General features: G+C 62.0%; 22 protein-coding genes. 13 read left to right on the top strand and 9 right to left on the bottom strand.

All coding sequences use genetic code 11. The features are described 5' to 3' along the window. The first annotated feature begins 117 nt into the window (after nt 1–117). From MN186_RS15305 to MN186_RS15285, 5 genes are all read left to right on the top strand, one after another. Nucleotides 118–1,839, top strand: a complete 1,722-nt coding sequence (locus tag MN186_RS15305; RefSeq protein ID WP_242115234.1) for an acyl-CoA dehydrogenase family protein — start codon at nt 118–120, stop codon at nt 1,837–1,839. Further along, nucleotides 1,836–2,882, top strand: a complete 1,047-nt coding sequence (locus MN186_RS15300) for an MBL fold metallo-hydrolase (protein ID WP_242115233.1) — start codon at nt 1,836–1,838, stop codon at nt 2,880–2,882. Before MN186_RS15305 ends, MN186_RS15300 begins: the two co-directional genes overlap by 4 nt. Before the next feature lie 90 nt (nt 2,883–2,972). Beyond that, the gene (locus tag MN186_RS15295; protein ID WP_242115232.1) at nt 2,973–3,434 is read left to right on the top strand and encodes a DUF6173 family protein; all 462 of its coding nucleotides are present in this window, start codon (nt 2,973–2,975) and stop codon (nt 3,432–3,434) included. Between the two features lie 82 nt (nt 3,435–3,516). Next, nucleotides 3,517–3,651 carry an aa3-type cytochrome c oxidase subunit IV gene (locus tag MN186_RS15290; protein ID WP_242115231.1) on the top strand — a complete coding sequence of 45 codons (135 nt, stop codon included), beginning with the start codon at nt 3,517–3,519 and terminating at the stop codon, nt 3,649–3,651. 36 nt (nt 3,652–3,687) lie between these two features. Continuing rightward, a complete protein-coding gene (locus tag MN186_RS15285) occupies nt 3,688–4,284 on the top strand; it encodes a hypothetical protein (RefSeq protein ID WP_242115230.1) in 597 nt (198 codons plus the stop codon). A gap of 8 nt (nt 4,285–4,292) precedes the next feature. On the opposite strand, the gene MN186_RS15280 is transcribed toward MN186_RS15285, so the two are convergent. Further along, a complete protein-coding gene (locus MN186_RS15280; RefSeq protein WP_242115229.1) occupies nt 4,293–4,622 on the bottom strand; it encodes an AzlD domain-containing protein in 330 nt (109 codons plus the stop codon). Further along, nucleotides 4,619–5,332, bottom strand: coding sequence for an AzlC family ABC transporter permease (locus MN186_RS15275; RefSeq protein ID WP_242115228.1), 714 nt, complete (start codon nt 5,330–5,332; stop codon nt 4,619–4,621). The genes MN186_RS15280 and MN186_RS15275 overlap by 4 nt, the downstream gene beginning before the upstream one ends. A 47-nt stretch (nt 5,333–5,379) precedes the next feature. Between MN186_RS15275 and MN186_RS15270 the strand changes: the two genes are divergently transcribed. From MN186_RS15270 to MN186_RS15260, 3 genes are read left to right on the top strand one after another with little or no spacing between them, the layout of a single operon-like run. Beyond that, on the top strand, nt 5,380–6,270 hold the full coding sequence (locus MN186_RS15270) for a formate dehydrogenase accessory sulfurtransferase FdhD (protein ID WP_420838942.1): 891 nt from the start codon (nt 5,380–5,382) through the stop codon (nt 6,268–6,270). Next, nucleotides 6,267–6,887 (top strand): molybdenum cofactor guanylyltransferase MobA, encoded by a 621-nt coding sequence (gene mobA, locus MN186_RS15265; RefSeq protein WP_242115226.1) that lies wholly within the window; start codon nt 6,267–6,269, stop codon nt 6,885–6,887. The genes MN186_RS15270 and mobA overlap by 4 nt, the downstream gene beginning before the upstream one ends. After that, nucleotides 6,884–8,644: a bifunctional molybdopterin-guanine dinucleotide biosynthesis adaptor protein MobB/molybdopterin molybdotransferase MoeA gene (locus tag MN186_RS15260; RefSeq protein WP_242115225.1), complete on the top strand. Its 1,761-nt coding sequence runs from the start codon at nt 6,884–6,886 to the stop codon at nt 8,642–8,644. The genes mobA and MN186_RS15260 overlap by 4 nt, the downstream gene beginning before the upstream one ends. 65 nt (nt 8,645–8,709) lie before the next feature. On the opposite strand, the gene smpB is transcribed toward MN186_RS15260, so the two are convergent. Both smpB and dapA read right to left on the bottom strand, forming a co-directional pair. Further along, nucleotides 8,710–9,186, bottom strand: coding sequence for an SsrA-binding protein SmpB (smpB, locus tag MN186_RS15255; protein WP_242115291.1), 477 nt, complete (start codon nt 9,184–9,186; stop codon nt 8,710–8,712). Nucleotides 9,187–9,260: 74 nt separating this feature from the next. Beyond that, nucleotides 9,261–10,133 carry a 4-hydroxy-tetrahydrodipicolinate synthase gene (gene dapA / locus MN186_RS15250; protein ID WP_242115224.1) on the bottom strand — a complete coding sequence of 291 codons (873 nt, stop codon included), beginning with the start codon at nt 10,131–10,133 and terminating at the stop codon, nt 9,261–9,263. A gap of 141 nt (nt 10,134–10,274) precedes the next feature. On the opposite strand from dapA, the gene MN186_RS15245 reads away from it, so the two are divergent. Beyond that, nucleotides 10,275–12,236, top strand: a complete 1,962-nt coding sequence (locus tag MN186_RS15245) for a lytic transglycosylase domain-containing protein (protein WP_242115223.1) — start codon at nt 10,275–10,277, stop codon at nt 12,234–12,236. On the opposite strand, the gene MN186_RS15240 is transcribed toward MN186_RS15245, so the two are convergent. Both MN186_RS15240 and mnmC2 read right to left on the bottom strand, forming a co-directional pair. Beyond that, nucleotides 12,226–13,098, bottom strand: a complete 873-nt coding sequence (locus MN186_RS15240; RefSeq protein ID WP_242115222.1) for a DMT family transporter — start codon at nt 13,096–13,098, stop codon at nt 12,226–12,228. The genes MN186_RS15245 and MN186_RS15240 overlap by 11 nt on opposite strands. 11 nt (nt 13,099–13,109) lie before the next feature. After that, the gene (mnmC2, locus tag MN186_RS15235; protein ID WP_242115221.1) at nt 13,110–13,787 is read right to left on the bottom strand and encodes a tRNA (5-methylaminomethyl-2-thiouridine)(34)-methyltransferase MnmC2; all 678 of its coding nucleotides are present in this window, start codon (nt 13,785–13,787) and stop codon (nt 13,110–13,112) included. A gap of 54 nt (nt 13,788–13,841) precedes the next feature. On the opposite strand from mnmC2, the gene MN186_RS15230 reads away from it, so the two are divergent. After that, on the top strand, nt 13,842–14,882 hold the full coding sequence (locus MN186_RS15230; protein WP_242115220.1) for an NAD(P)/FAD-dependent oxidoreductase: 1,041 nt from the start codon (nt 13,842–13,844) through the stop codon (nt 14,880–14,882). On the opposite strand, the gene MN186_RS15225 is transcribed toward MN186_RS15230, so the two are convergent. Further along, entirely contained in the window at nt 14,879–15,424 is a 546-nt protein-coding gene (locus MN186_RS15225; protein WP_242115219.1) for an NADPH-dependent FMN reductase, read from the bottom strand. The two genes, MN186_RS15230 and MN186_RS15225, sit on opposite strands and share 4 nt — an antisense overlap. A gap of 83 nt (nt 15,425–15,507) precedes the next feature. Here MN186_RS15225 and MN186_RS15220 point away from each other — a divergent pair, with 83 nt between their 5' ends. Then, complete coding sequence (locus MN186_RS15220) at nt 15,508–17,175, top strand: thiamine pyrophosphate-binding protein (protein WP_242115290.1); 1,668 nt, start codon at nt 15,508–15,510, stop codon at nt 17,173–17,175. Nucleotides 17,176–17,225: 50 nt separating this feature from the next. Here MN186_RS15220 and MN186_RS15215 read toward each other — a convergent pair whose 3' ends face one another. Beyond that, entirely contained in the window at nt 17,226–18,431 is a 1,206-nt protein-coding gene (locus MN186_RS15215; protein WP_242115218.1) for a TsoY family (seleno)protein, read from the bottom strand. Between the two features lie 169 nt (nt 18,432–18,600). Between MN186_RS15215 and MN186_RS15210 the strand changes: the two genes are divergently transcribed. Beyond that, entirely contained in the window at nt 18,601–18,915 is a 315-nt protein-coding gene (locus MN186_RS15210; RefSeq protein ID WP_242115217.1) for a hypothetical protein, read from the top strand. Nucleotides 18,916–19,065: 150 nt separating this feature from the next. Further along, nucleotides 19,066–22,521: a chromosome segregation protein SMC gene (gene smc, locus MN186_RS15205; protein ID WP_242115216.1), complete on the top strand. Its 3,456-nt coding sequence runs from the start codon at nt 19,066–19,068 to the stop codon at nt 22,519–22,521. 43 nt (nt 22,522–22,564) lie between these two features. On the opposite strand, the gene MN186_RS15200 is transcribed toward smc, so the two are convergent. Further along, entirely contained in the window at nt 22,565–23,749 is a 1,185-nt protein-coding gene (locus tag MN186_RS15200) for a lytic murein transglycosylase (protein ID WP_242115215.1), read from the bottom strand. Nucleotides 23,750–23,796: the final 47 nt, after the last annotated feature.

Below are 23,796 nucleotides of genomic sequence, written 5' to 3'. Positions count from 1 at the left end.
ACGCTGCGTTTTCCTTTGCCGGCCCCGTGACCTTCGGTAAGGGGAATGAAGGCCCAGTTAATGACCTATTGCCCCGTTGCCAAGAGATTTGCCCGAGAGATTTGCCAAGGACCGACCATGACCTACCGCGCGACAACTGACGATTTCCAGTTCCTGTTTGACCATGTCATCGGCTATGACCAGCTGCCCGAAACCGAGCTGTTTGCAGACGCAACCCCCGACGTTGCGATGGCCGTTCTGACCGAGGCCGGAAAGATGTGCGAAGACATACTGGCCCCCCTGAACCGCAACGGCGACCTGTCGCCTGCGGCGTTGGAAAACGGTGTGGTGCGGACGTCGCCGGGGTTTGCGGATGGCTACAAGGCAATTGCAGAAGGTGGCTGGATCGGCATGGCGGCTGACCCCGAATTTGGCGGCATGGGCTTGCCGCTGACCCTGCAAACCGCCGTGAATGACATGATGTCGGCCAGTTGCCTGTCGCTGCAACTTTGCCCCTTGATGACGCAAGGCCAGATCGAGGCATTGGAGCATCATGCCTCGGACACCTTGAAAGACCTGTATCTGCCGAAACTGATTTCCGGCGAATGGGCGGGCACGATGAACCTGACTGAACCGCAGGCCGGGTCGGATGTGGGCGCGCTGTCATCCAAGGCCGAGGATAATGGCGACGGCACCTACTCGGTCACTGGGCAGAAGATCTTTATCTCGTGGGGCGACAACGACATCACCGGGAACGTCTGCCACCTTGTGTTGGCGCGTTTGCCCGATGGGGTGCCGGGGACCAAGGGCATCAGCCTGTTCCTCGTCCCGAAGCTGATCCCCGATGCGGACGGCAATCCGGGCGAGCCAAACAGCCTGCGCGTCGTCAGCCTTGAACACAAGATGGGCCTGCATGGCAGCCCCACCGCCGTCATGTCGTTCGAAGGCGCCAAAGGCTGGATGGTGGGCGAGCCCCATAAAGGCATGGCCGCCATGTTCACCATGATGAACAACGCCCGCATGGGTGTTGGTGTGCAGGGCTACGGCGTGGGCGAGCGCGCTTATCAGGAAGCGCTGGCCTATGCGTTGGAGCGCAAGCAGGGCCGCACACCATTGGGTGAGGCGGGCACTGGCGCAATCATCGACTTTGCTGACGTGCGGCGCATGCTGACCCAGATGCGCACCGAACTTTTTGCCGCCCGTTCGATGGGGATGTCGCTGGCGCTTGCGATTGATATGGCCCGCGCGACGGGCGACGAGGAATGGAAGGCGCGCGCCGCCCTTCTGACTCCCATCGTCAAAGCCTATGGCACCGAGGTCGGGATGCTTGTCAGCCATCTTGGCGTGCAGGTGCATGGCGGCATGGGGTTCATCGAAGAAACCGGCGCCGCGCAGCATTCCCGCGACGTGCGCGTGACCGCGATTTACGAGGGCACGAACGGCATTCAGGCGATGGATCTTGTCGGCCGCAAGATGATGGACGGGGGCGAGGCCGCCTTCCGCCTGCTGGACGAGATCGAAGCGCAGGCCGAAGCCGCCCGCGCCGATTTCCCCAACATGACCGAAGCGGTCTGGTCGGCGGCCGAGGAATTGCGCGAAACCACCGAATGGATGGTCGAGCAATCCGACATGCAGGACCGCTTTGCAGGGGCAGTGCCGTTCCTGATGGGTTTTGCACGTGTTCTGGGCGCGCATTACCACTTGCGCGCTGCGATTGCCGAAGGCGGCAAAGGTCCGCGATCCGCGCTTGCGCGTTTCCACATCAACCGCCTGTTGCCGGAACACACCGCGCAGTTCGCGCAGGCACGCGCGGGGGCGGCAGGGATTTATGCCCTCAGCCCGGAAGATCTGGCGTTGTGAACAAACCGACCACAAACGTGCTGCGCTTTCCGTTCCCCGACGCACCCGGCGAAGGCGAAGCGATCGAGGTGGCGAAGGGCGTGTTGTGGATGCGCCTGCCACTGCCGATGGCGCTGGATCATGTCAACGTCTTTGCCTTTGACGATCCCGACGGCTGGACCATCGTGGACACCGGTTTTGACACCGGCAAGACGCGCCGCATCTGGGAAAAACTGTTGGCGGGTCCGTTGGGTGGCAAACCCGTGGTGCGGGTGATCGTCACGCATCACCATCCCGATCATGTCGGGCTGGCCGGGTGGTTTCAACGCGACCACGGGGCCGAGCTTGTGACCACGCGCACCGCTTGGCTGTTTGCCCGGATGTTGCTGCTGGACGAGCAAATGGTGCCGGTGGATGAAACACTCGCTTTCTGGCGGGCGGCGGGCATGGCACCCGAGGTCTACGAAAAGCGGCTGACCGAACGGCCCTTCAACTATGCCGACATCGTCGCTGACATGCCCCTTGGCTTCAAACGCATCAAGGAAGGCAGCCGAATTCAGTTTGGCGGGCGGGATTGGGACGTGCGCATCGGCAACGGCCACGCGCCCGAACATGCAACCCTGTGGTCCACCGATGGCGCGCTGGTGATTGGCGGCGATCAGCTTCTGGCCACGATCAGCCCCAATCTTGGCGTCTATGCCACCGAGCCCGAGGCCGACCCGGTCGGCGACTGGCTTGAGGCTTGCGAACGCCTGTCCCAATTCGCAACCGCCGAACAACTGGTTCTGCCGGGTCACAAATTGCCATTCGCCGGCCTGCCCACGCGGATGCGGCAGTTGATCGGAAATCATAACAGCGCACTTGACCGGCTTGAGGCATTTCTTGAAACGCCGCACGTCGCGGGTGACTGCTTTGCGCCACTGTTCAAGCGCCAGATCTCTGGCGGTGAATATGGGCTGGCACTGGTTGAAGCGGTCGGCCACCTGAACCACCTCCTGCATCAGGGGCGGGTGACGCGCGGCCAACGCGCCGATGGGGCGTGGCTGTGGCAGCGGGTCAACTGATCTTCGCACCCGATCACATGATCGCTAGGTGACGCCAACCCGCGTCTGTGCCACAAATGACTTCACCGCCCTAAATCGAAGCGAGGTCAGATGACCAAGGAAACCACAGGCACCACCCCCACCCCCCCACGCGGGCATTCCGCCAAATGTCGCGAAGATGGTCCCGTGATCGTCGAGGACCACCCCTTGCCGAAGAAAGTCGCAGACACGCCGCTGGAACAGAAAAGCCCGGCCCAATGGGCTTATGAGCGGCTGATCCTGTATATCAAGAACTTCGAAGAACAACTGGACAATGAACACGAGGTCGCGATGGGCTTCACCGGCGGCGATGCCGGGGTGCTTCGCATCGAAGGGATAGGCTATTTCGACCCCGATGTGCTGACGTTTTATGGCGCGGACGGCACAGGGGCGAAAACCCAGCTGATCCAGCATATCAGCCAGTTGTCGGTCATGTTGCGCGCCCTTCCCAAGCAGGTGGACAGCGCGGCCCCCAAGCGTATCGGCTTCCGTCTTGCCGCGGAACTTGAAGGGGATGACACACCCACAACTTAACACGTGTCGGAACCCGTGACAGACGGTTTCAAATCGGATATGCGAAAGGGAATGCACTATGTCGGAACAGGGAAAAACCAAAATGGATGATCACGTTGTCGGAACAATGGACACAAGCGAACACGAAAAAACCTTCGAAGGGTTTGTGAAGATCTCCGCGCGCGCCGTTGCAATCTTTCTGGCGATTCTTGTGTTTCTGGCGATTTTCAACGCCTGACCTCTTCCTTTTTGCCCCTAAATTCGGAATGTTCCAATGTTGCGATTGATCATGGCATTGTCACTGTTGCTGACCCTTGCTGCCTGTGGCGCGGCTGACAATATTTGGGCCAGCGACAAGGCGGTTGCGCAGGCCTCTTATCGCCACCCCGGCCCGCCTACGATCACGTTGCTTACGGTGATCTCGAACAAGACCGGCGCGGGAGCACATTCCGCCCTGTTGATCAGCGGGTCCGAGCGGGTGGTTTTCGACCCCGCGGGGTCGTGGCATCACCCCAACCTGCCGGAACGTCACGACGTGCATTACGGAATGACCGACAAGGCGGTGGATTTCTATATCGATTACCACGCGCGGGTGACCTATCACATGGTGCAGCAGGACATTGTCGTTAGCCCGCAAGTGGCCGAAATGGCCATTCGCGCGGTCGAACGCTATGGTGCAGTGCCCAAGACGCAATGCGGCACAGCGGTCAGTTCGATTCTGAACAGCCTGCCGGGGTTCCAGTCGATCTCGACCACCATGCTGCCGAAGAAAATCATGAGGCAATTCGGTGCTTTGCCGGGCGTGACCGAGCAGAAGTTCTTTGACAACGATCCCGAAGAAAACGGCGAGATTCTGACGCGCGGCATCTGACCGCGCGCCTACCCCAGCAAGAACAGCAAACCGTAAAGCGTGACCGCGCCCGACAGGATCGCGGTCAGCACATTGCGGCTGAAATACCCCACCGACAACGTGACGAGCGCCGCCGCCAGCCGCGCCGGGTCCGGGATGCCACCTGTCGCGGCGGGCCACAGCACCAGCGGGGCCACCAGCCCCGGCAAGACCGCGACGGGCGTATAGCGCAGATGGCGCAGCACCCATTCCGGCATCGGTCGATCGCCGATCAGGCCCAGAAAGCTGAACCGGATCAGGAAGCTGCCCACCGCAAGTGACACGATGACAAGCCAGACGGTGCCGTGATCCATGCTCATCGGGTCGCCTTTCTTGCCAGAAATACCTCGACCTGCGCGCCGACAACCATCGCCCCGATCGCCGCCACCAGAAGGCCCGAGCCATAGGGCATCCACGCCATCAACAACGCCAACCCGACCGAGGTCACAGCCGCAGCCACATGCGCCAGCGTGCGAAGCGCCGGGGCGATCATTGCCAGAAACGTGATCGGCAGCGCGAAATCCAGCGCAAAGCTGGCCGGAATTTGCGTGCCCGCCACCGCACCGATATAGGTGGCAGTGAACCACAACGGCACCAGCGGCGAGACAGAACCGACGTAATAGGCGACACGTTCGGGCACGGTCAGGTCCGGCTCCATCTCGTACTTGATCTGTGACAGGGCATAGGCCTGATCGACCATCAAGTATGCGGCAAGCGCACGCTGCCACATCGGCGCCTTGCCCAGATAGGGGGTCAACGACGCGCTATACATGGCCATACGCATGTTCACCGCCAGCGCCGTCAGGATAACGATCACCGTCGGCGCGTTTTCCGACATCATCTGCACCGCGGTGAACTGCGCGGCCCCTGCGATGACCAGAACGGAAAAGCCCATGACCTCGGCGACGTTCAGCCCAGCCTCGGACGCGACCACGCCAAACAAAAGCGCGAATGGCACGATCACCAGAACGAAGGGCAGCGCGTCACCGGCACCGCGAAAGAAGTGTCTTTTGGGGTTGGACGAAGTCATCATCGGGTCCTAGATTGTGCCACACGCATACGGTTTCGCGACAGGAGTTGCAATTGACCACGAACGACATTTCTTCCCAATACCTGATCGCACCGGATCCGTTGGCCACGCGCCTGACCCGCGCCGTCGATGGGCATGACGAGACCGGCGCGCCGGTCACGATTTCCGTGGTAGAGGAACGCCCGCTGACCATTTTCCTGAACAAGCGCGAGATCGTGACCGCAATGACCATCGGGGATTACCCCAAATACCTGGCACTTGGGTTTCTGCGCAATCAGGGGATGCTGTCGGACGATGACCGGATCATCGGCGTGGACTATGACGACGACATCGACACGGTCGTGGTGCGCACCGCGGTCGAGACGGACTACGAAGACAAGCTGGCCCGCAAGACGCGCACCTCGGGCTGCGCGGTCGGCACCGTTTTCGGCGACATGATGGAGGGGTTGGAAGGGCTAACCCTGCCCCCTGCGCCATTGAAAACCTCGTGGCTTTACGCCTTGGCGCAGACGATCAACCGCACCCCGTCGCTGTATCTCGAAGCGGGTGCCATCCACGGCACGGTCCTGTGCCAGGAAGACCGCCCGCTTGTGTATATGGAGGATGTGGGCCGCCACAACGCGGTCGACAAGGTGGCCGGCTGGATGCTGTCCGAAGCGGTCGCGGGCGCGGACAAGATCCTTTACACCACCGGTCGCCTGACATCCGAGATGGTGATCAAGACGGCGCAAATGGGCATCCCCGTACTGGTCTCGCGGTCCGGCTTCACCGCTTGGGGCGTCGAGATTGCGCGTGAGGTCGGCCTGACCCTGATCGGGCGGATGCGCGGACAGCGCTTCACCTGCCTATCCGGCGAAGACCGCCTGATCCGCGACATCGACCCCGCGCATGTTGTCCACGAGGATCGCAAGCACCGCCGCAAAGGAGCGAAGGCATGACCAAGCCTGTCGGCATTATACTGGCGGGCGGTTTGGCCACGCGCATGGGGGGGGGCGACAAGGGTTTGCTGCCTTTGGGGAATGGAACACTTCTGTCGCAGGTCATCGACCGGCTGGCGCCGCAAGTGGGGGCCATCGCTTTGAACGCCAACGGCGACCCGTCGCGGTTTGCAGATCTGGGCCTGCCCGTTTTGCCCGACAGCATCGACGGCTTTGCCGGGCCTTTGGCCGGTGTCCTGGCCGGGCTTGATTGGGCAGCGGCGCAGGGCGCGACCCATGTTGTCTCGGTCGCCGCCGACACGCCGTTCTTTCCACGCGATCTTGTGGATCGGCTGACGCAGGCGGCCCATGACGCCCACGCCCCCATTGCCCTTGCCGCCACGCTTGACCCGCAACGCGGCCCGATGCGTCAGCCGACTTTCGGGTTGTGGGACGTCAGCTTACGCGATGACCTGCGCGCGGCCCTTGAAGACGGTTTGCGCAAAGTGGTCCAGTGGACCGACGGGTACGGCGCGGCACAGGCCGTCTTTGGCCCTGACCCGTTCGACCCGTTTTTTAACGTGAACACCCCCCAAGACCTGACCCGCGCTCAATATCTGTTGGAGTCCGCACCATGAAAATCTTCGGCGTCACCGGCTGGAAAAACTCCGGCAAGACCGGGCTGATGGAACGCCTGATCGCCCATTTCACCGCCAAGGGACTGCGGGTTTCAACCCTGAAACACACCCATCATGGTGTTGATCTGGAACACCCCGGCACCGACACACACCGCCACCGCGAAGCCGGCGCGCAAGAGGTTGTGCTAACCTCGTCGGCTCGCGTGACAATCCTGCACGAGCTGCGCGACACGGGTGAGCCGCCGCTAGATGATCTGATCGCCCGGCTGACCCCCTGCGATCTGGTATTGATCGAGGGGTTCAAATCCGCCCCCCACCCCAAGATCGAAGCCCACCGCGCGGCGACGGGCGCAACGTTGCTGGCGCCGGAAAACGACACCATCCGCGCGATTGCCAGCGACACCCCCCTGCCGGATCTGAAACTGCCGGTGCTCGACCTTGATGACACCGCCGCCATCGCCGCATTCATCGAGGTCGCAACCGGCATGACCCGACGATCGTCGGCCAAGCTGGCAAATGACTGCTTCGCCCTGCCCCCCGGCGTGCACTGGACCCCGGTCGACGAGGCGCTGAAGACCCTGCAAAGCCGCCTGTCCCCGATCACCGGCACCGAAACGATCCCGGTGGCAGATGCCCGTGACCGTATTCTTGCCGCCGACCACATGGCCGCCCGCGCCAATCCGCCCGGCGCCAACGCGGCGGTCGACGGATACGGCTTCGCCTATGCGGGCCTGCCCGATGGCGACAGCGTGCAACTGCCCCTCGTCGAAGGCCGTGCCGCGGCGGGCGCACCCTTTGCAGGCAGCGTGCCAATGGGCCATGCCATCCGCATCCTGACAGGCGCTTTGTTGCCCGATGGGGTCGATACAGTGATCATGCAGGAAGACGTGCAAGTTGACGGCTCAACCCTCAGCTTCCCGGCTGGCGTGAAACCCGGCGCAAACGCCCGCGCCGCTGGCGAAGACGTGGCAGCAGGCAAGCTTGCCCTGCCCGCAGGTCACAAGATGCGCGCACCGGATGTGGCGCTTCTGTCAGCGCTCGGCCTGCCAAAGGCAGAGGTCCACACCCGCCTGCGCGTCGGTGTCCTGTCCACAGGCGACGAATTGGCAGAGCCCGGCACCACGCTGGACGTTGGCCGCACCTATGACGCCAATCGCCCCATGCTGCTGTCGCTGACTGAGAACTGGGGCTATTTGCCTGTCGATCTTGGCCATGTCGCCGATGACCGGGACACGCTGCGCCAAGCCTTTGACGATGCAGCAGCAAAAACCGATGTCATCCTGACCTCCGGCGGCGCATCGGCGGGCGACGAAGATCATGTCTCGGCCCTGCTTGAACAGACCGGATCGCTGCACCACTGGCGCATCGCGATCAAGCCGGGCCGCCCCCTGGCGCTTGCCCAATGGAATGGCACGCCCGTCTTTGGCCTGCCGGGAAACCCTGTTGCCGCCCTGATCACCACGCTGATCTTTGCCCGTCCGGCTTTCTCGAAACTCGCCGGAGGCCCATGGCTCACCCCACAAGCCTTTGACCTGCCCGCCGGCTTCTCGAAATCAAAGAAAGCCGGACGCCGCGAATACCTGCGCGCGCGGATCAACGATGAAGGCCAAGTTGAGGTGTTCAAATCCGAAGGCTCAGGCCGCATCTCCGGCCTCAGCTGGGCCACGGGACTTGTCGAACTGCCAGACGAGGCGCTGAAGATCACACCGGGAACATCAGTGCGCTTCCTGCCCTACACGGGCTTCGGACTGACCTGACCCACTGTTTCTTCTGGCCTAAAATATCCTGGGGTGAATGCGCAAAGCGCAGAGGGGCAAAGCCCCTAATCCCCGTGCCGCAACAACCGCTGCTTCTGGCGGCCCCAATCCCGCTTGGCCTCGGTCGCGCGCTTGTCATGGGCCTTTTTGCCCTTGGCGATGCCGATCTTGATCTTCACCAAACCCTTGTGATTGAAATACATCACCAGCGGCACCAGGGTCATGCCCTTGCGCTGGGTCGCGTTCCACATCTTCGCAATCTCGCGCTTTGACGCCAACAACTTGCGCTTGCGACGCTCAAGATGGCCCCATGTCACAGCCTGTTTATAGGGCGCAATATAGGCGTTGGTCAGGTAAAGTTCGCCATCTTCAACCGCCGCGTAGCTTTCTGCGATATTAGAGCTGCCTTGGCGCAGGGATTTGACCTCGGACCCCATCAGAACGATGCCGCATTCGACATCTTCTTCGATCGCGTAATCATACCGCGCGCGCCGATTTTCGGCGATCACCTTATAGTTGGGGTCGTCTTTCGTCTTGGCCATGACGCGGATGTAGGGCTTTGCCCCGACACTGTCCAGCCCGGCACCTGCAAATCGCACGTCGCCGGGCCGGTATTTCAGTCCAGCAAACCGGCGTGCCGAAGGGCCGCGTCGATTTGCGTCTTGGTGTCGTCACCAACTTCAAGCATCGGCAACCGCAGCTCTCCGCCACACATGCCAAGCTTGGACAGCGCATATTTCGCGCCGGATACACCCGGCTCGGCAAAGATGGCGCGGTGAAGCGGCATCAGCTTGTCGGACAATTCAAGCGCCGCTGCAAAATCGCCCGCAAGTGTCGCCTCTTGCACCTGACTGCACAGTTTCGGCGCCACGTTCGCGGTGACGGAAATACACCCGACACCGCCCATTGCGTTATAGCCAACCGCCGCCGGATCTTCGGCACACAATTGGATGAAATCCTTGCCACAGGTCATGCGCTGCATGGCGACCCGTCCCGGATCAGCCGAGGAATCCTTTACCCCCACAATCATGTCCAGCTTCGCCAGTTCGCCCATCGTATCGGCCGACATATCCACCACGGACCGCGGCGGGATATTGTAGATGATGATCGGTATGCCAACCTCGGCCACCGCGGTGAAATGCGCGATCAGCCCTTTTTGCGTCGGCTTGTTGTAATAGGGCGTCACGACCAATGCCGCATCTGCGCCCACGTCTTTGGCATGTTCCACGAAACGCAGGGTTTCGGCGGTGCTGTTGGACCCCGCCCCAGCAATTACCGGCACACGGCCCGCGACAGTTGTCACCACAGCCTCGACCACCTGTTCATGTTCCTCGTGGCTCAGCGTTGGGGTTTCACCGGTTGTGCCCACTGGCACCAATCCGTGCGAGCCTTCAGCGATATGCCATTCGATCAAGCGTTTGAGCGTGTCGAAATCCACTGCGCCGTCCTTGAACGGCGTGACCAGGGCAGGAAGAGATCCTTTGAACATGACACGCTCCAATTCTGTTAAATTCGATTACTGCGGCGCAGGATTTGAATCGCCCCGCAAACGCGGCGGAAACTAGCCGGGTTCGCGACAAATGCCAAGTTTGTGTGTTGCGTATTGCGCTGGCGAAACTAGTTTTTCGCCATGAGCAGAAAAATAAGACACACTTTCGGGGCCTTGACCCTGTCCCTGTTGCCCTTCATCGCCGCACCTTCGGGGGCATTTGCCCAAGACGCGGGCGCGGTCAGCGCATTACAAAAGGCCGTTCAGCACGCCCGGTCTGATAATTGGTCCGAAGCGCTTGCCACTGCGAAGGTGGGCGGCGGCCTTGTGCGCGACATCGTCGAATGGCACCGCCTGCGCCGCGGCGAAGGCAGTTTCGAGGATACGCGCACCTTCTTGGCCAGACATCCCGACTGGCCGGGCCTGAAATATCTTCGCAAACAGTCCGAGGAGACGATCCCGCATCGCTATGACCCTGAAAAGGTGCTGGCCTTCTTCAAACCGCAGCCACCGCAGACCGGTCGTGGCGCCCTGCGCCTGGCCGAAGCCCGCACCGCCACAGGCGCCTCCGGTTTGGCGCGGGACGGAATCATTCTGGCGTGGACTACGCTTTCACTGGATGAAGAAGAACACGACGCATTTGTGGCGCGCTATGGCGATGCGCTGAAATCCTATCACTGGGATCGGCTGGACATGCTGCTGTGGCGCGGCGAGACCACGGAAGCCACGCGTATGTTGCCGCTTGTCGGAAAAGACCAGCAGGCGCTGGCAAATGCCCGCCTGGCACTGCGCAAGAAAAAGAATGGTGTCGATGCCCTGATCGCGGCTGTCCCGGACGCGCTGGCAAGCGATCCGGGCCTTGCCTATGAACGATTCCTGTGGCGGGCGTCGAAAGGACGCAATCAGGATGCGGTTGATTTGCTTTTGGAACGCTCGAAGAACGCGATGACGTTGGGCCATCCTGAACGCTGGGCCAGTTGGCGCCGCGTTCTGGCGCGTTGGTCGATGCGCGAAGGCAAGGCGCAGCAGGCTTATCAACTGGCGGCGTTCCATCATCTGTCGGGCGGCTCGAACCAGAATGATCTTGAGTGGATCGCGGGCTATGTCGCCCTGCGCAAACTGGATGACCCGATCACCGCGCTTGAACATTTCCGGACCTTCCGGCTAAGCGTCGACACCCCCATCAGTATGGGGCGCGCCGGCTATTGGCTGGGTCGCGCGCATGAAGCCGCAGGTGACGCGGTGGCAGCCAAGGCCGCCTATGAACTGGGGGGCGACTATCAAACCAGCTTCTATGGCCTTCTGGCCGCCGAACGCGCCGGGATGGCGATGGACCCGTCTCTGACCGGGGCCGAACCCTTCCCCCCCGTCATACAGGCCGGTTTCTGGGGGGGCACGGTGATGGAGGCCGCACGTCTTCTGCAAGCGGCAGGCGAGCGTTATTGGGCCGAACGTTTTGCCGTGCATCTGGCCGAAAGCCTGAACCGCGAGGAAATCGGGCAACTTGGCGCATGGGCCGAAAGCGTGGACGAGCCGCATTTGCAGTTGATGATCGCCAAGCAGGCCGCCCGCGTCGGTATCACGATCCCGCGTCCCTATTACCCGACGCCCGACATTGGGCGCGGCAACCGCACCGTGCCCCGCGCGCTTGAGCTTGCCATCGCGCGGCGGGAAAGCGAATTTGACCCCGGCGTCATGTCGGGCGTGGGCGCGCGTGGATTGATGCAGTTGATGCCCGGCACCGCGTCGGACATGGCCAAGCGTCTGGACATGCCCTATTCCAAGTCGCGCCTGATCACCGACCCGGAATACAACACAAGGTTGGGGTCGGAATACCTTGCAAAGTTGATCGAGGATTTCGGCATGAACCCGGTTCTGGTCTCGGTGGCCTATAACGCGGGGCCAACCCGTGCGACGCGGTGGACCAAACAATTGGGCGACGTGCGCGCGAGCGAAACTGATATCGTCGACTGGATCGAGCATATTCCGTTCCGCGAGACGCGAAACTACGTCATGCGGGTGGCCGAAAGCCTGCCTGTCTATCGCGCGCGGCTGACCGGCAAGACCGAACCCTTGTCGCTGTCAAAAGAGCTTAAACAATAGGCCGGATCGCGCGTCGGCTGCGGATCAGTGTGAATATCCCCGCGCCGACCACGATGGCCGCGCCGATCACCACGTTTGTCCGAAGCTCTTCGCCGAACAGGGACACGCCAAGGATCGAGACGAAGACGAGTTGCAGATAGGCGAAGGGCTGCACGGTGCTGGCCTCGGCAAATTCATAGCATTTGATCAAGAGCCAATGCCCCAGCACGCCGGTCACGCACAAAAGGGCCATCCACGCCCAGTCGCGCGCGATCATCGGTTCCCAGAACGACGCGCCGATAGCAGTCATCACGACCGCGCCGACAATGCCGGTCCAGAAAAAGCTGGTCTGGGTGCTGTCGGTTTTCGCGGCCAGCCGAGTCAGAAGCCCATAAAGCGCGAACATCAGCGCGCCGATCAGGGGCACGATTGCCTCGGGGGCGAAAACGCCAACGCCGGGTTGCAGGATCACCAGAATGCCAATGAAACCGATGCCGATTGCCAGCCACCGCCGCCAGCCGACGGTTTCGCCCAACACCGGACCCGAAAACGCCGCGACGAGCAACGGGTAGCAGGCGAAAATCGCATGGCTTTCCACCAGTCCCAGCAGCACGAAAGACAACACCGTGACGCAGATTTCCAGCGCCAGAAGCGCGCCGCGAAAGACTTGCAGATACGGGCGGGCAGGCCGCAGGGCGTTCCTTAGACCGCCATTTCGGCGGGTCAGCCAGATGACGAAGGCCGCGAAGAACCAATACCGGATCATCACGATCATCCAAACGTTATAGGCGCCGCCAAGATGACGTGAAATGCCGTCCTGCATGGCGAAAACGAAAGTCGCACCAATCATCAGCAGGATACCGGCGCGGGTGTTCTGATCCATCTGGTGGCTCCTCAACGGCGCAGGGTGCCGCGGCTCATATGCCGCTTGCGCCCGTATCCCGGTGCGCGTTCCACGTCAAAGCCAGCCGCGTCCAGCGCCCGGCGCACAAAACCGGCGGCGGTATAGGTCGCGAATGTGCCGCCGGGGGCGGTATGCGCGCCGACCTGCATCATCAGGCCATCGCCCCAAAGCTCGGGGTTTTTGGCGGGCGAAAACCCGTCCAGAAACCACGCATCGGCCTTGCCTTGCCACGCGGCCAAGGTCTGACGGGCATCTCCTATGATCACCTCGACGGCAAAACCGTCCAGATCGAACTCACGCACGCCATCTGCCCATGCCGACAGGAATGGCGCAGCAACGGCGCGCGCTTCCGGAAAGGCGTCCAGCGCCTTGGCAATGTCGTCCGCGGCCATGGGAAAGGCCTCGAACGAGGTGAAGCGCACGCCCTGTGGCGCCCCCGCATCCCGCCATGACAGGAACGCCGCCAGCATGTTCAACCCCGTGCCAAAACCCAGTTCGGCCACGTGAAACCCCGGCGCGAACCGGGCAGGCAGGTCATTGCCGCTCAGGAACACATGACGCGTCTCGGCCAGTCCATCCTCAAGCGAGAAATACGGGTCATCGAACCGCGTCGCCACCGGCACGCCATCAGGTTTCCACGCGATCTTTGCAATCTGGCTCTTCGTCATGACATGCCCTAGACGTTGGATTAACGCGCGTGACCATGAAGAAGGACCGATGTTTTGGCAATCAGGGATGTTACCATTTACGGCGCAGGGATTTTTGGTCTGTCCGTGGCGTGGAGCTGTGCTGCGCGCGGCGCAAAGGTGCGGGTGATCGACCCACACGGCGTTGGGGCCGGGTCATCTGGCGGGTTGGTCGGCGCGCTGGCCCCGCATGTGCCGGAACGCTGGAACGCCAAGAAAGCGTTTCAATTCGACAGCCTGATCATGGCGGAAGGCTATTGGAAGATGGTCGAGGCGACCTCGGGCCAATCGTCGGGGTATGGGCGCACAGGGCGGCTGCAACCCATCGCGGACGACCGCGCCCTGACCCTTGCGCGCGACCGCAAGGCCGAGGCCGCGAGTTTGTGGCAAGGGAAAGCGGAGTGGGACGTTCGGCCCGTCTCTGATTTTTCGGGCTGGGCACCGGACAGCCCGACTGGATACCTGATCCACGACACGCTGACCGCACGGATGAACCCGCGACTGGCCGCAAAGGCACTGGCTGGCGCCGTGTGCGCCAAGGGTGGCGAGGTCGTGGTCGAGGGACGCGAAGAAGGCCGCATCGTCTGGGCGACCGGCTGGCAAGGGTTGCTGGCACTGTCGGACCAGCTGGGCAAGCCCGTCGGCAACGGCGTGAAGGGGCAAAGCGCCCTGCTGCGCCACGACGCTGCGACCCTTCCGCAGATCTTTGCCGATAGTGTGCACATAATCCCTCATGCGGATGGCACAGTCGCGGTCGGGTCCACCAGTGAACGCGACTTCGACGATCCTGCAAGCTGCGATAACGCTTTGGACGATGTGATCGCCCGTGCGCGCGCGGTTTGCCCGGCCATCGCGGAGGCGCCTGTCATCGAACGCTGGGCTGGCGTGCGCCCGCGCGCGAAATCCCGGGCGCCAATGCTGGGACATTACCCCGGCAGGCCGGACCATTTCATCGCCAATGGCGGCTTCAAGATCGGCTTTGGCATGGGGCCGAACGTAGGCGAGGTCATGGCGGATCTGGTGCTGGACGACCGCGACACCATCCCCGAGGATTTCAAGGTCGCAGCCAGCCTTTAGCCGCGATCAGCCTCGGTGCGGAGTTTTTCCATCAAAGCGGCCAGCGCCGCCTCGTATCTTGGGCTGGTCAAATGCCCGTTTTCATCGAATTCCTGACCGCTTGCGGCGATCGCCACTTCGGGGCCGACAACCAGACGCGGCTGGAAGGGCGTCATCGCAGACAAAAGCGATGTTTGCGCACGGTCACCCCCCGCCCTTCCACCAGCCGCCGACATCACCGCCACAGGTTTGCCGACCCAGGGCTGGGGCTTGACCCGGCTGACCCAATCCAGCGCGTTTTTCAGGACTCCAGACAGCATCTTGTTGTATTCTGGCGTTGAGATAACGACCGCATCCGCCGCCGCGATCTGGTCCACCAGACGCGCAACGGGGTCGGGAATACCCTGCTCGGCCTCGTCATCGGCATTGTAGAGTGGCAGGTGAAGATCAGCTTCGGCAAACTCGGCGTCACCATACAGGCGTGCCGCGTTTCGGATCAAAAAACGGTTGGTTGCGTCTTTACGCAATGCCCCGGACATGCCAAGCAAACGATGTGTGGACAATTCGACCTCCTGTTTTGCGCGCGCAAGGTGCTGTGTGTAGAACCGAAGGTCAACGGCGAAATCCCGTGCTGGGGGGCATAATCATGCGGCATGGCGGACAAATACTGGTCGATCACCTGAAAAGCGAAGGGGTGCGCCGCGTGTTCTCGGTGCCTGGTGAAAGCTTCCTTGCGGCGCTGGACGGATTGCACGACAGCGGGATCGAAAACATCGTCTGTCGTCAAGAAGGCGGTGCCGCGATGATGGCCGAAGCACATGGCAAGTTGACCGGTGACCCAGGCGTTCTGTTCGTCACCCGTGGCCCCGGCGCGACCAACGCAGCCTCCGGCATTCATGTGGCCCAGCAGGACAGCACGCCGATGGTGATCTTCGTGGGTCAGATTGCGCGCGGCCACCGTGACCGCGAGGCGTTTCAGGAAGTTGATTACCGCGCCGTCTTCGGCTCGCTTGCCAAATGGGCGTGCGAGGTCGACCAGACCGATCGCCTGCCGGAGTACCTTGCCCGTGCGTTCCACATGGCCCGGTCGGGTCGCCCCGGTCCAGTGGTGGTCGCCCTGCCTGAAGATATGTTGAGTGCGCGTGCCGATGTGCCGGATCGCCCGGCGATGGCGCGCACGACCGGGCATGTGACCGCGCAGGACGCGCTGGCGATCACGGAAATGCTGGCCGAGGCAAAGACGCCGCTGATCATTGCAGGAGGGCCGGGCTGGACGCAGGACGCAGCCAGCAATCTGGCGGACTTCGCTAACGCCCATGATCTGCCTGTCACCTGCGCCTTTCGGCGGCAGGATGTCATGGACAACCGGCACCCCAACTTTGCCGGTGATCTGGGCGTCGGAATGAACCCGAAACTCGGCGCGCGCCTGCGAGATGCCGACACGCTGATCGTGTTGGGGTCGCGGTTGGGCGACAACGTCACGGGCGGATACGAGCTTCTGGACCCCAAAGCGACGGGCAAGCGCATCGTGCATGTCTATCCCGACCCGGACGAGCTGGGCCGGGTCTATCACGCCGATCTGGCCCTTGCCGCCACCGCACCCGATGCGCTTGAGGCGCTGGTGAAGGCGGGCGGCACCCAATCGCCGCGTTGGGCCGATTGGAGCAAATCAGCGCGGCAGGATTACGAGGCGTTTCAGGCCCCCGCCACCACGCCCGGCAAGGTCAAGCTGGAACAGGTCGTGCTTTGGCTGACGGATAACCTGCCCGACGATGCCATTGTCACCAACGGGGCGGGGAATTATGCCACTTGGCTGCATCGCTATTTCCGCTTCAAACAGCACGGAACGCAGCTTGCCCCAATCTCAGGCTCCATGGGATACGGCTTTCCCGCTGCGGTTGCCGCCAGCCTTGAACACCCCGATCGCACGGTGGTCGCATGGCTTGGCGATGGCGAGTTTCAGATGACCCTGAACGAGTTGTCGACCGCCGTTCAGCACGGCGCCAAGCCCATCGCGATCATTGCCAATAACGGACGTTACGGCACGATCCGGATGCATCAGGAACGCAGCTATCCGGGCCGCGTATCGGGCACTGACATGGCAAACCCCGACTTCGCGGCACTGGCGCGGGCTTACGGCGGGCATGGGGAAACGGTCACGGATGGCGCAGATTTTGCGGCAGCGTTCGGACGCGCGCGAAAGGCGCAATGCCCTGCTGTCATCGAACTTGTGCTTGACCCGCAAGTCGCGACCCCCGGCCTGACCCTTGATGCCTTGCGCGCTCAGGGCGAGGCGGCGCGGGGTAAAACGTAAAAGGGGCGCATCGTTTCCGACGCGCCCCCCTTAATCGAGTTTGAGCTAGATTATTCAGCCGGCACGGCCTGCACCGTGGTCCGCCCAAAATGCTGTTTGTTCAACCGAACCACCAGCGCGATCATGGCGACTTGGAAGGCAAGTGCAATTGCGGTCACAGCCCAATACGCGACCGAGAACTTGGTCAGCACACCAGCCTCCACCAGTCCCGAGTTGATGAAGAACTGCAACAACACCGACAGGGCAACGCCGGGACAGACCAACGCATAGGAACCCGGCGACGTCTCGGACCCGAACACAAAGCTTTTCCAGTAATCGTGCCGGGCCAGCATCACCAACCCAAGAAGTCCGAACAGGACCTGCACAGCGACCAAACGCGCCAGGAAAATCATGGTCTCACCAGCGGCGGCTTGAACTTCAAACGTTTCGTGCAGACCGTGGTTCTGGCGCATGGCCATGATGCCCAGAATGGTCATCAACGGGATCACGATCAGAAGCGTGGGTGCAGTTTCCTTGGATGTGCCGTAATGCAGCATCGAGTTGAAGGCGGTGAACAACGCCAGCACCGCATAGGTCAGGGACGCGACACCAAAGAACGTCGATCCGACCAGCGCGACGCCGACCACGACGGTATTTGTGCTCATTGCAGCAGGGGCAGAAAAGCCAACGGCGGTCATCGCCAGCGCAAAGGCGGGCAGCATCTGCGCAAAACTGTTGTGCGCCGTGACATCAAACACCCCGCCCTTGGTCAGCACGCGTCCAAGGAAATCGCCGATCTGCATCAGCGCAAGAATACCGATGGCCAGAAACGCCGCCATCGCGAAGGGAAACAGGTATTCGACGATTGACCACAGCCCCGGCACAAAGACGATGCCGGCGACGAACAGGGCGTTCACGCTCATCGCCAAGGCCAGTGGCATGGCTAGGATGGTTGTTTCCGCGTTGGTGGTTTTCAGCTTGGTAAATGCCTCGGTCTTGCGGAAGGCCGAGAACGCTTTGAGGTTCCACACCAGGTATTTCAGGTTCAGGAACACGAAGGTCGCGATCCCCGCCCAAGCCGTGATAATGGCAAGCTTCATGCCAAGGCTGCCCATGGTGAAGGCGGCCAGAATATCCTCGAACACCGGGACGGGCGTGCCGTGCTTGGGCACCCAGAACATGATGTACATGAAAAACGTGACCGACAGGCCACCGGCCCCGACCGAGGCCAGGAAGTAGAGCGGAGAGTACTTGTCCGCCGGACGATTGGGTTGCATGGGATTTCTCCATTCACATTCATATTTGTGAATGTTTATAGACTCGAATTGCCGCTGCGGCAAGCCCTCGGTGATGCTCAAGATGTCGCACCCGGCGGGCAAAACCGTGCCGCGGTTTACCAGTTGTTAACCAATCCCGGCGCACTCTGGGGCAGAAGGGAGATACAGCATGTCACATTCGTCTAAGGTCATCGTGATCGTGGGGCTGAGCGCGTTTTTGGCCGCCTGCGACAGCCCCAGCCCGCAATTCATGACCGCAGATACCACCGTGAAGAAGGCCAGCGTCGATGGCTCAACCTTTTCCGTCCACCGGCGCGAAAACCGGGTCGAGGTTTATCGCACCAGCATCGAAGCTTTGCCGCGTCTTCCGGTGATCCTCGCCCGCTCGGAAAAAGCCATCGAACAGGCGACGGGTTGCCGCGTCGTCGCGGGATCACTATCCGGCGATCAGGCAATACAAAGCGCGGAAATCGACTGTAGGTGAGCCGGACGCACCCATTCAACGCCGTCTTTTCTGCAATATCTTGTGGATAACCCGCCCATTTCGCCTATATATCGACAACCATCGTTGACTCGCCCCCATTCCCCCGAAAAAATCGGCACTTAATGAAGAATCAATGATGAGGCAGACCGCTTGCGGTTTTCAAAACTCCGCCTGAATGGCTTTAAAAGCTTTGTGGACCCGACCGATCTGGTGATCGCGGACGGTTTGACAGGCGTGGTCGGACCGAACGGCTGCGGCAAGTCCAACCTTCTGGAAGCGCTGCGCTGGGTTATGGGCGAAAACCGCCCCACAGCGATGAGGGGCGGCGGGATGGAAGATGTGATCTTCGCCGGTGCGTCATCCCGGCCTGCCCGCAACTTTGCCGAGGTCGCGCTGCTTCTGGACAACAGCGAACGACTGGCCCCATCGGGGTTCAACGATAATGATAACCTTGAGATCGTGCGCCGGATCACCCGCGATGCGGGGTCGGCCTATAAGGTCAACAGCAAGGATGTGCGCGCGCGCGACGTGCAGATGCTGTTCGCCGATGCGTCCACGGGGGCGCATTCGCCCGCGCTGGTGCGGCAGGGGCAGATTTCCGAACTGATCAACGCCAAGCCCAAGTCGCGTCGGCGTATTCTGGAAGAAGCGGCCGGGATCTCGGGCCTGTATCAACGCCGACACGAGGCCGAGTTGAAGCTGAAAGGCACCGAGACGAACCTGTCGCGTGTCGATGATGTGATTGAGCAATTGGCCTCGCAACTGGGGCAATTGGCGCGTCAGGCCCGTCAGGCCGCGCGCTATCGCACCATAGGGGACGATCTGCGCCGCGCCGAAGGGCTGCTGTTGTATCGCCGCTGGAAGGAAGCCGACGCCGCCCGCGCCGAGGCCGAAGCCCAACTGACCGAACGTGTGAAAGCTGCTGCAAGTGCCGAAGGTGCCGCCCGCGCCGCCGCCAAAGCCCGGCAACAGGCCGAAGACCGTCTGCCCCCGCTGCGCGAGGAAGAGGCGGTCGCGGCGGCCATCCTGCAACGTCTGCAAGTTCAGCGCGACCAGTTGTCCGATCAGGAAGCCCAGGCCCGCCAGCGGATCGAAACCCTGACGGCCCGGATCACTCAACTGACCCGCGACATTGACCGCGAAAGCGGGCTGAACAAGGATGCGGGCGAAACGATCGAGCGGCTGGAATGGGAGCAGGCGCAGATTGCCAAAGCCTCAGATGGGCACGATGCGGCGGTCGAGGCGGCAAGCACGGACGCCCGCGACAGTGCGGCGATCTTGCAGGAACGCGAAGGCGACCTGTCACAACTGACCGAAGATGTGGCCCGCCTGTCGGCTCGTCACCAATCGGCCCACCGCTTGCTGGACGACAGCCGCAAATCGCTGGAAAAAAGCGAAGCCGAGGCCGAACGCGCCCGCGCCGCGATGGACGAGGCAAAAGCCGCGCTGGACAAGGCCGGCGTGGACTATGACGCCGCCAAAACCGCCGAAGCCACCGCCGACAAAGCCGCCGAAGACGCCGAAGCTGCATTGGTCGCCGCCGATGACGCGCGCGCCGAGGCGCAAGCCCGCGAGGCCGATGCCCGCGCCGCCCGCTCCTCGGCCGAGGGCGAGGTGAACGCGCTTCATGCCGAGGTTCAGGCACTGGCGCGGTTGGTGGAACGTGATGCGTCCGAAGGCGGGCAGGTTCTGGACGATCTGCGCGTCAAACCGGGATACGAGAAAGCACTGGGCGCCGCGCTGGCCGATGATCTGCGCGCACCTGCGATTGATGGTGACGCACCGTCCGGCTGGGCCTCGTTGCCAGCATACGCGCAGGCGCAATCCTTGCCAGATGGTGTGAATGCGCTGACCAATTACGTCACCGTGCCCGAGGTGCTGGCCCGCCGTATGAGCCAGATCGGCCTGGTCAGCGCCGCTGACGCGCCGCGCCTGCAAGCCGATCTGAAACCGGGGCAGCGGTTGGTGTCGATGGACGGCGATCTGTGGCGTTGGGACGGGTTTCGGGCGGGTGCCGAAGATCAACCCTCGACCGCGGCCTTGCGGTTGGAACAGTTGAACCGCCTGCAAGAGCTGAAGCAGGATCTTGAGGACGCGTCAGCCCGTGCCGACGGGGCCCGTGCAGCGCATGAAACCCTGAAAACCCGGCTGGTTGAAACCACCGAAGCCGACAAGCGCGCGCGCGATGCCCGCCGTGATGCGGACCGCGCGATGGCGGATGCCAACCGCGCCTTGTCGCGCGCCGAAGCAGACCGCAACATCGCGGATGGCAAACTGGAAAACCTTGGCATGGCGCTGAAACGCCATGAAGAAGAAACCATGGGCGCGCGCCAGCGGTTGATCGAAGCCGAACGCGGCATGGCCGATCTGGGCGATCTGGACGCGGCGCGGGCGCAGGTCGAGGACGTCAAGATGGCGGTCGAAGCCGCGCGCATGACGATGATGACCAAACGCTCGGCCCATGACGAACTGCGCCGCGAAGGCGAGGCGCGGACGCGCCGCAGTCAGGAAATCATCAAGGAGATCTCGGGCTGGAAGCATCGGCTTGAAACCGCAGGCAAGCGAATTGCCGAATTGGAAGAACGCAAGGCCGACAGCGAAGCCGAACTGGCCGATGCCAACGCCGCCCCTGACGAACTTGCCGCCAAGCGGGATGAACTGGCAGGCGCGATCAACGAGGCAGAGACCCGTCGCAAGGCGGCAGCGGACAAGCTGGCCGAAGGTGAAACCGCCGAGCGTCAGGCAACCACTACTGAGCGTGACGCCGAACGCGCCGCCGGTGAAGCCCGCGAGACCCGCGCCCGTGCCGAAGCCCGCACGGATGCCGCCCGCGAAACCGTCACCTATGCCGCCGAACGCATCGCCGAGGACATGGAAACCACGCCCGACGCGCTGCTGGAAAGCCTTGACGCCGACCCCGACAAGATGCCGACCGCCGAGCAGATTGAACATGACGTCAACCGCCTGAAACGCCAGCGGGATGCCTTGGGGGCCGTCAACCTGCGCGCAGAAGAGGACGCGAAAGAGGTTCAGGAAGAACACGACACGCTGCTGAAAGAAAAGACCGATCTGGAAGAGGCGATCAAAAAACTGCGCAGCGGTATTGCCAGCCTGAACAAGGAAGGGCGCGAACGTCTTTTGACAGCGTTTGAAGAGGTGAATGGCAGCTTCGGCAACCTGTTCAAACACCTGTTTGGTGGCGGCGAGGCAAAGCTGGTTCTGGTCGAAAGCGACGACCCGCTTGATGCTGGGCTTGAGATCATGTGCCAGCCGCCAGGCAAGAAGCTATCGACGCTCAGCCTGCTGTCAGGGGGCGAACAGACGCTGACCGCGCTGGCGCTGATCTTCGCGGTGTTCTTGGCCAACCCCGCCCCCATTTGTGTGCTGGACGAGGTTGACGCGCCCCTGGATGATGCCAACGTTGCGCGGTTCTGCGATTTGCTGGACGAAATGACCCGCCGCACGGACACAAGGTTCCTGATCATCACCCACCACGCCGTGACCATGGCGCGGATGGACCGCCTGTTCGGGGTGACAATGGCAGAAATGGGAGTCAGCCAATTGGTCAGCGTTGACCTGAAGAAGGCCGAGGCGCTGGTCGCCTGATCCGCCCTGCCCCATCATCGGGGCAAGGCGTCACGGTTTGCGATTACAACGCTTGAAGCAGTTGCGCAGTCGGCCATGCATCAGCAGGCAAGCCAAGCCGGGCCTGTTCTTTCTGGACAGCAGCGCGGGTTTTTGCGCCTAAAATACCATCGACATTGCCAACATCATGACCATGTGCCTTCAGCTTTTCCTGAAGTGTTTTCATCTGCTGGCCGGAAAATGCAGGATCGGGGTTGCCGGCCTGATAGACAGGTGCGCCTTCAAGCCGGGTCGCGAAATAGGCGGCGGTCATCACGTAAACGAAGCTCTTGTTCCACTCGAAATAGACATCAAAATTGGGATAGGCGATGAAGGCAGGCCCCTTGCGCCCCTGCGGCAACAGGATCGAGGCTTTCAACTGCGATGGGCCAAGCGATCCCTGCCGCGGTTTCACACCCAGTTTCGCCCATTGGGAAACGCTCGTCTTATGGTTCAGCCCGGTCGTGGACCAATCCAGATTTTGCGGAACGACCACTTCTTGCAACCAGGGCTCGCCCGCGCGCCAGCCCAGCCGGCGCAGCATATTGGCACCTGACAACAGCGCATCGGCGGGTGATGTGCGCAGATCGACCGTGCCGCTCCCGTCGCCATCAACACCGGCGTCGATAATGTCGCCGGGCAGCATCTGAACCATCCCGATCTCGCCGGCCCACGCGCCCTTCGAGGTCGCGGGGTTGAAGCTGCCCTGCTCGAAAAGCTGAAGTGCGGCGAAAACCTGCGGCTGGAACAGATGCGGGCGGCGGCAATCATGCGACAGGGTCATCAACGAATTCAGCGTGTTGAAATCGCCCTGAACGGCACCGAAATCGGTCTCGAACGCCCAGAAAGCGGTCAGAACGCCACGGCTGACGCCGTATTTCTGCTCCATCACCCGATAGATGCTGTCGTATTTCTTCATCATCGACTTGCCGCGCGACATGCGGTCATTGCTGATCAAACGGCGCGAAAAGTCGATGAACGGACGTTGAAAGATGCCCTGTGATCGGTCGGCCTTCAGCGTGGCCTTGTCGTGCCGGACGGTCGAAAAGAACTTGTCCACCGTAGCCTTGTCATACCCGCGGCGCATTGCCTCTTGCTTCATCGCGGCGGTGAAGTTCTGAAAACTGCCCCCGCATTTCACAAGCCCCGCGAAGGACGGCGCGGCGCTGAGACAGATCGCCAATGCGGCGCTGGTCAGGATCTTGTGCATGGTGAACCCCTGTGATCGGTAAACTACAGGGCAAGTTACCTGAATAA

This window comes from Aliiroseovarius sediminis (genome assembly GCF_022678485.1).
Classification (GTDB): Bacteria; Pseudomonadota; Alphaproteobacteria; order Rhodobacterales; family Rhodobacteraceae; genus Aliiroseovarius; species Aliiroseovarius sediminis.
Note: the sequence above shows the minus strand (reverse complement) of the source record. Positions and strands in the feature narration are given on the sequence as shown.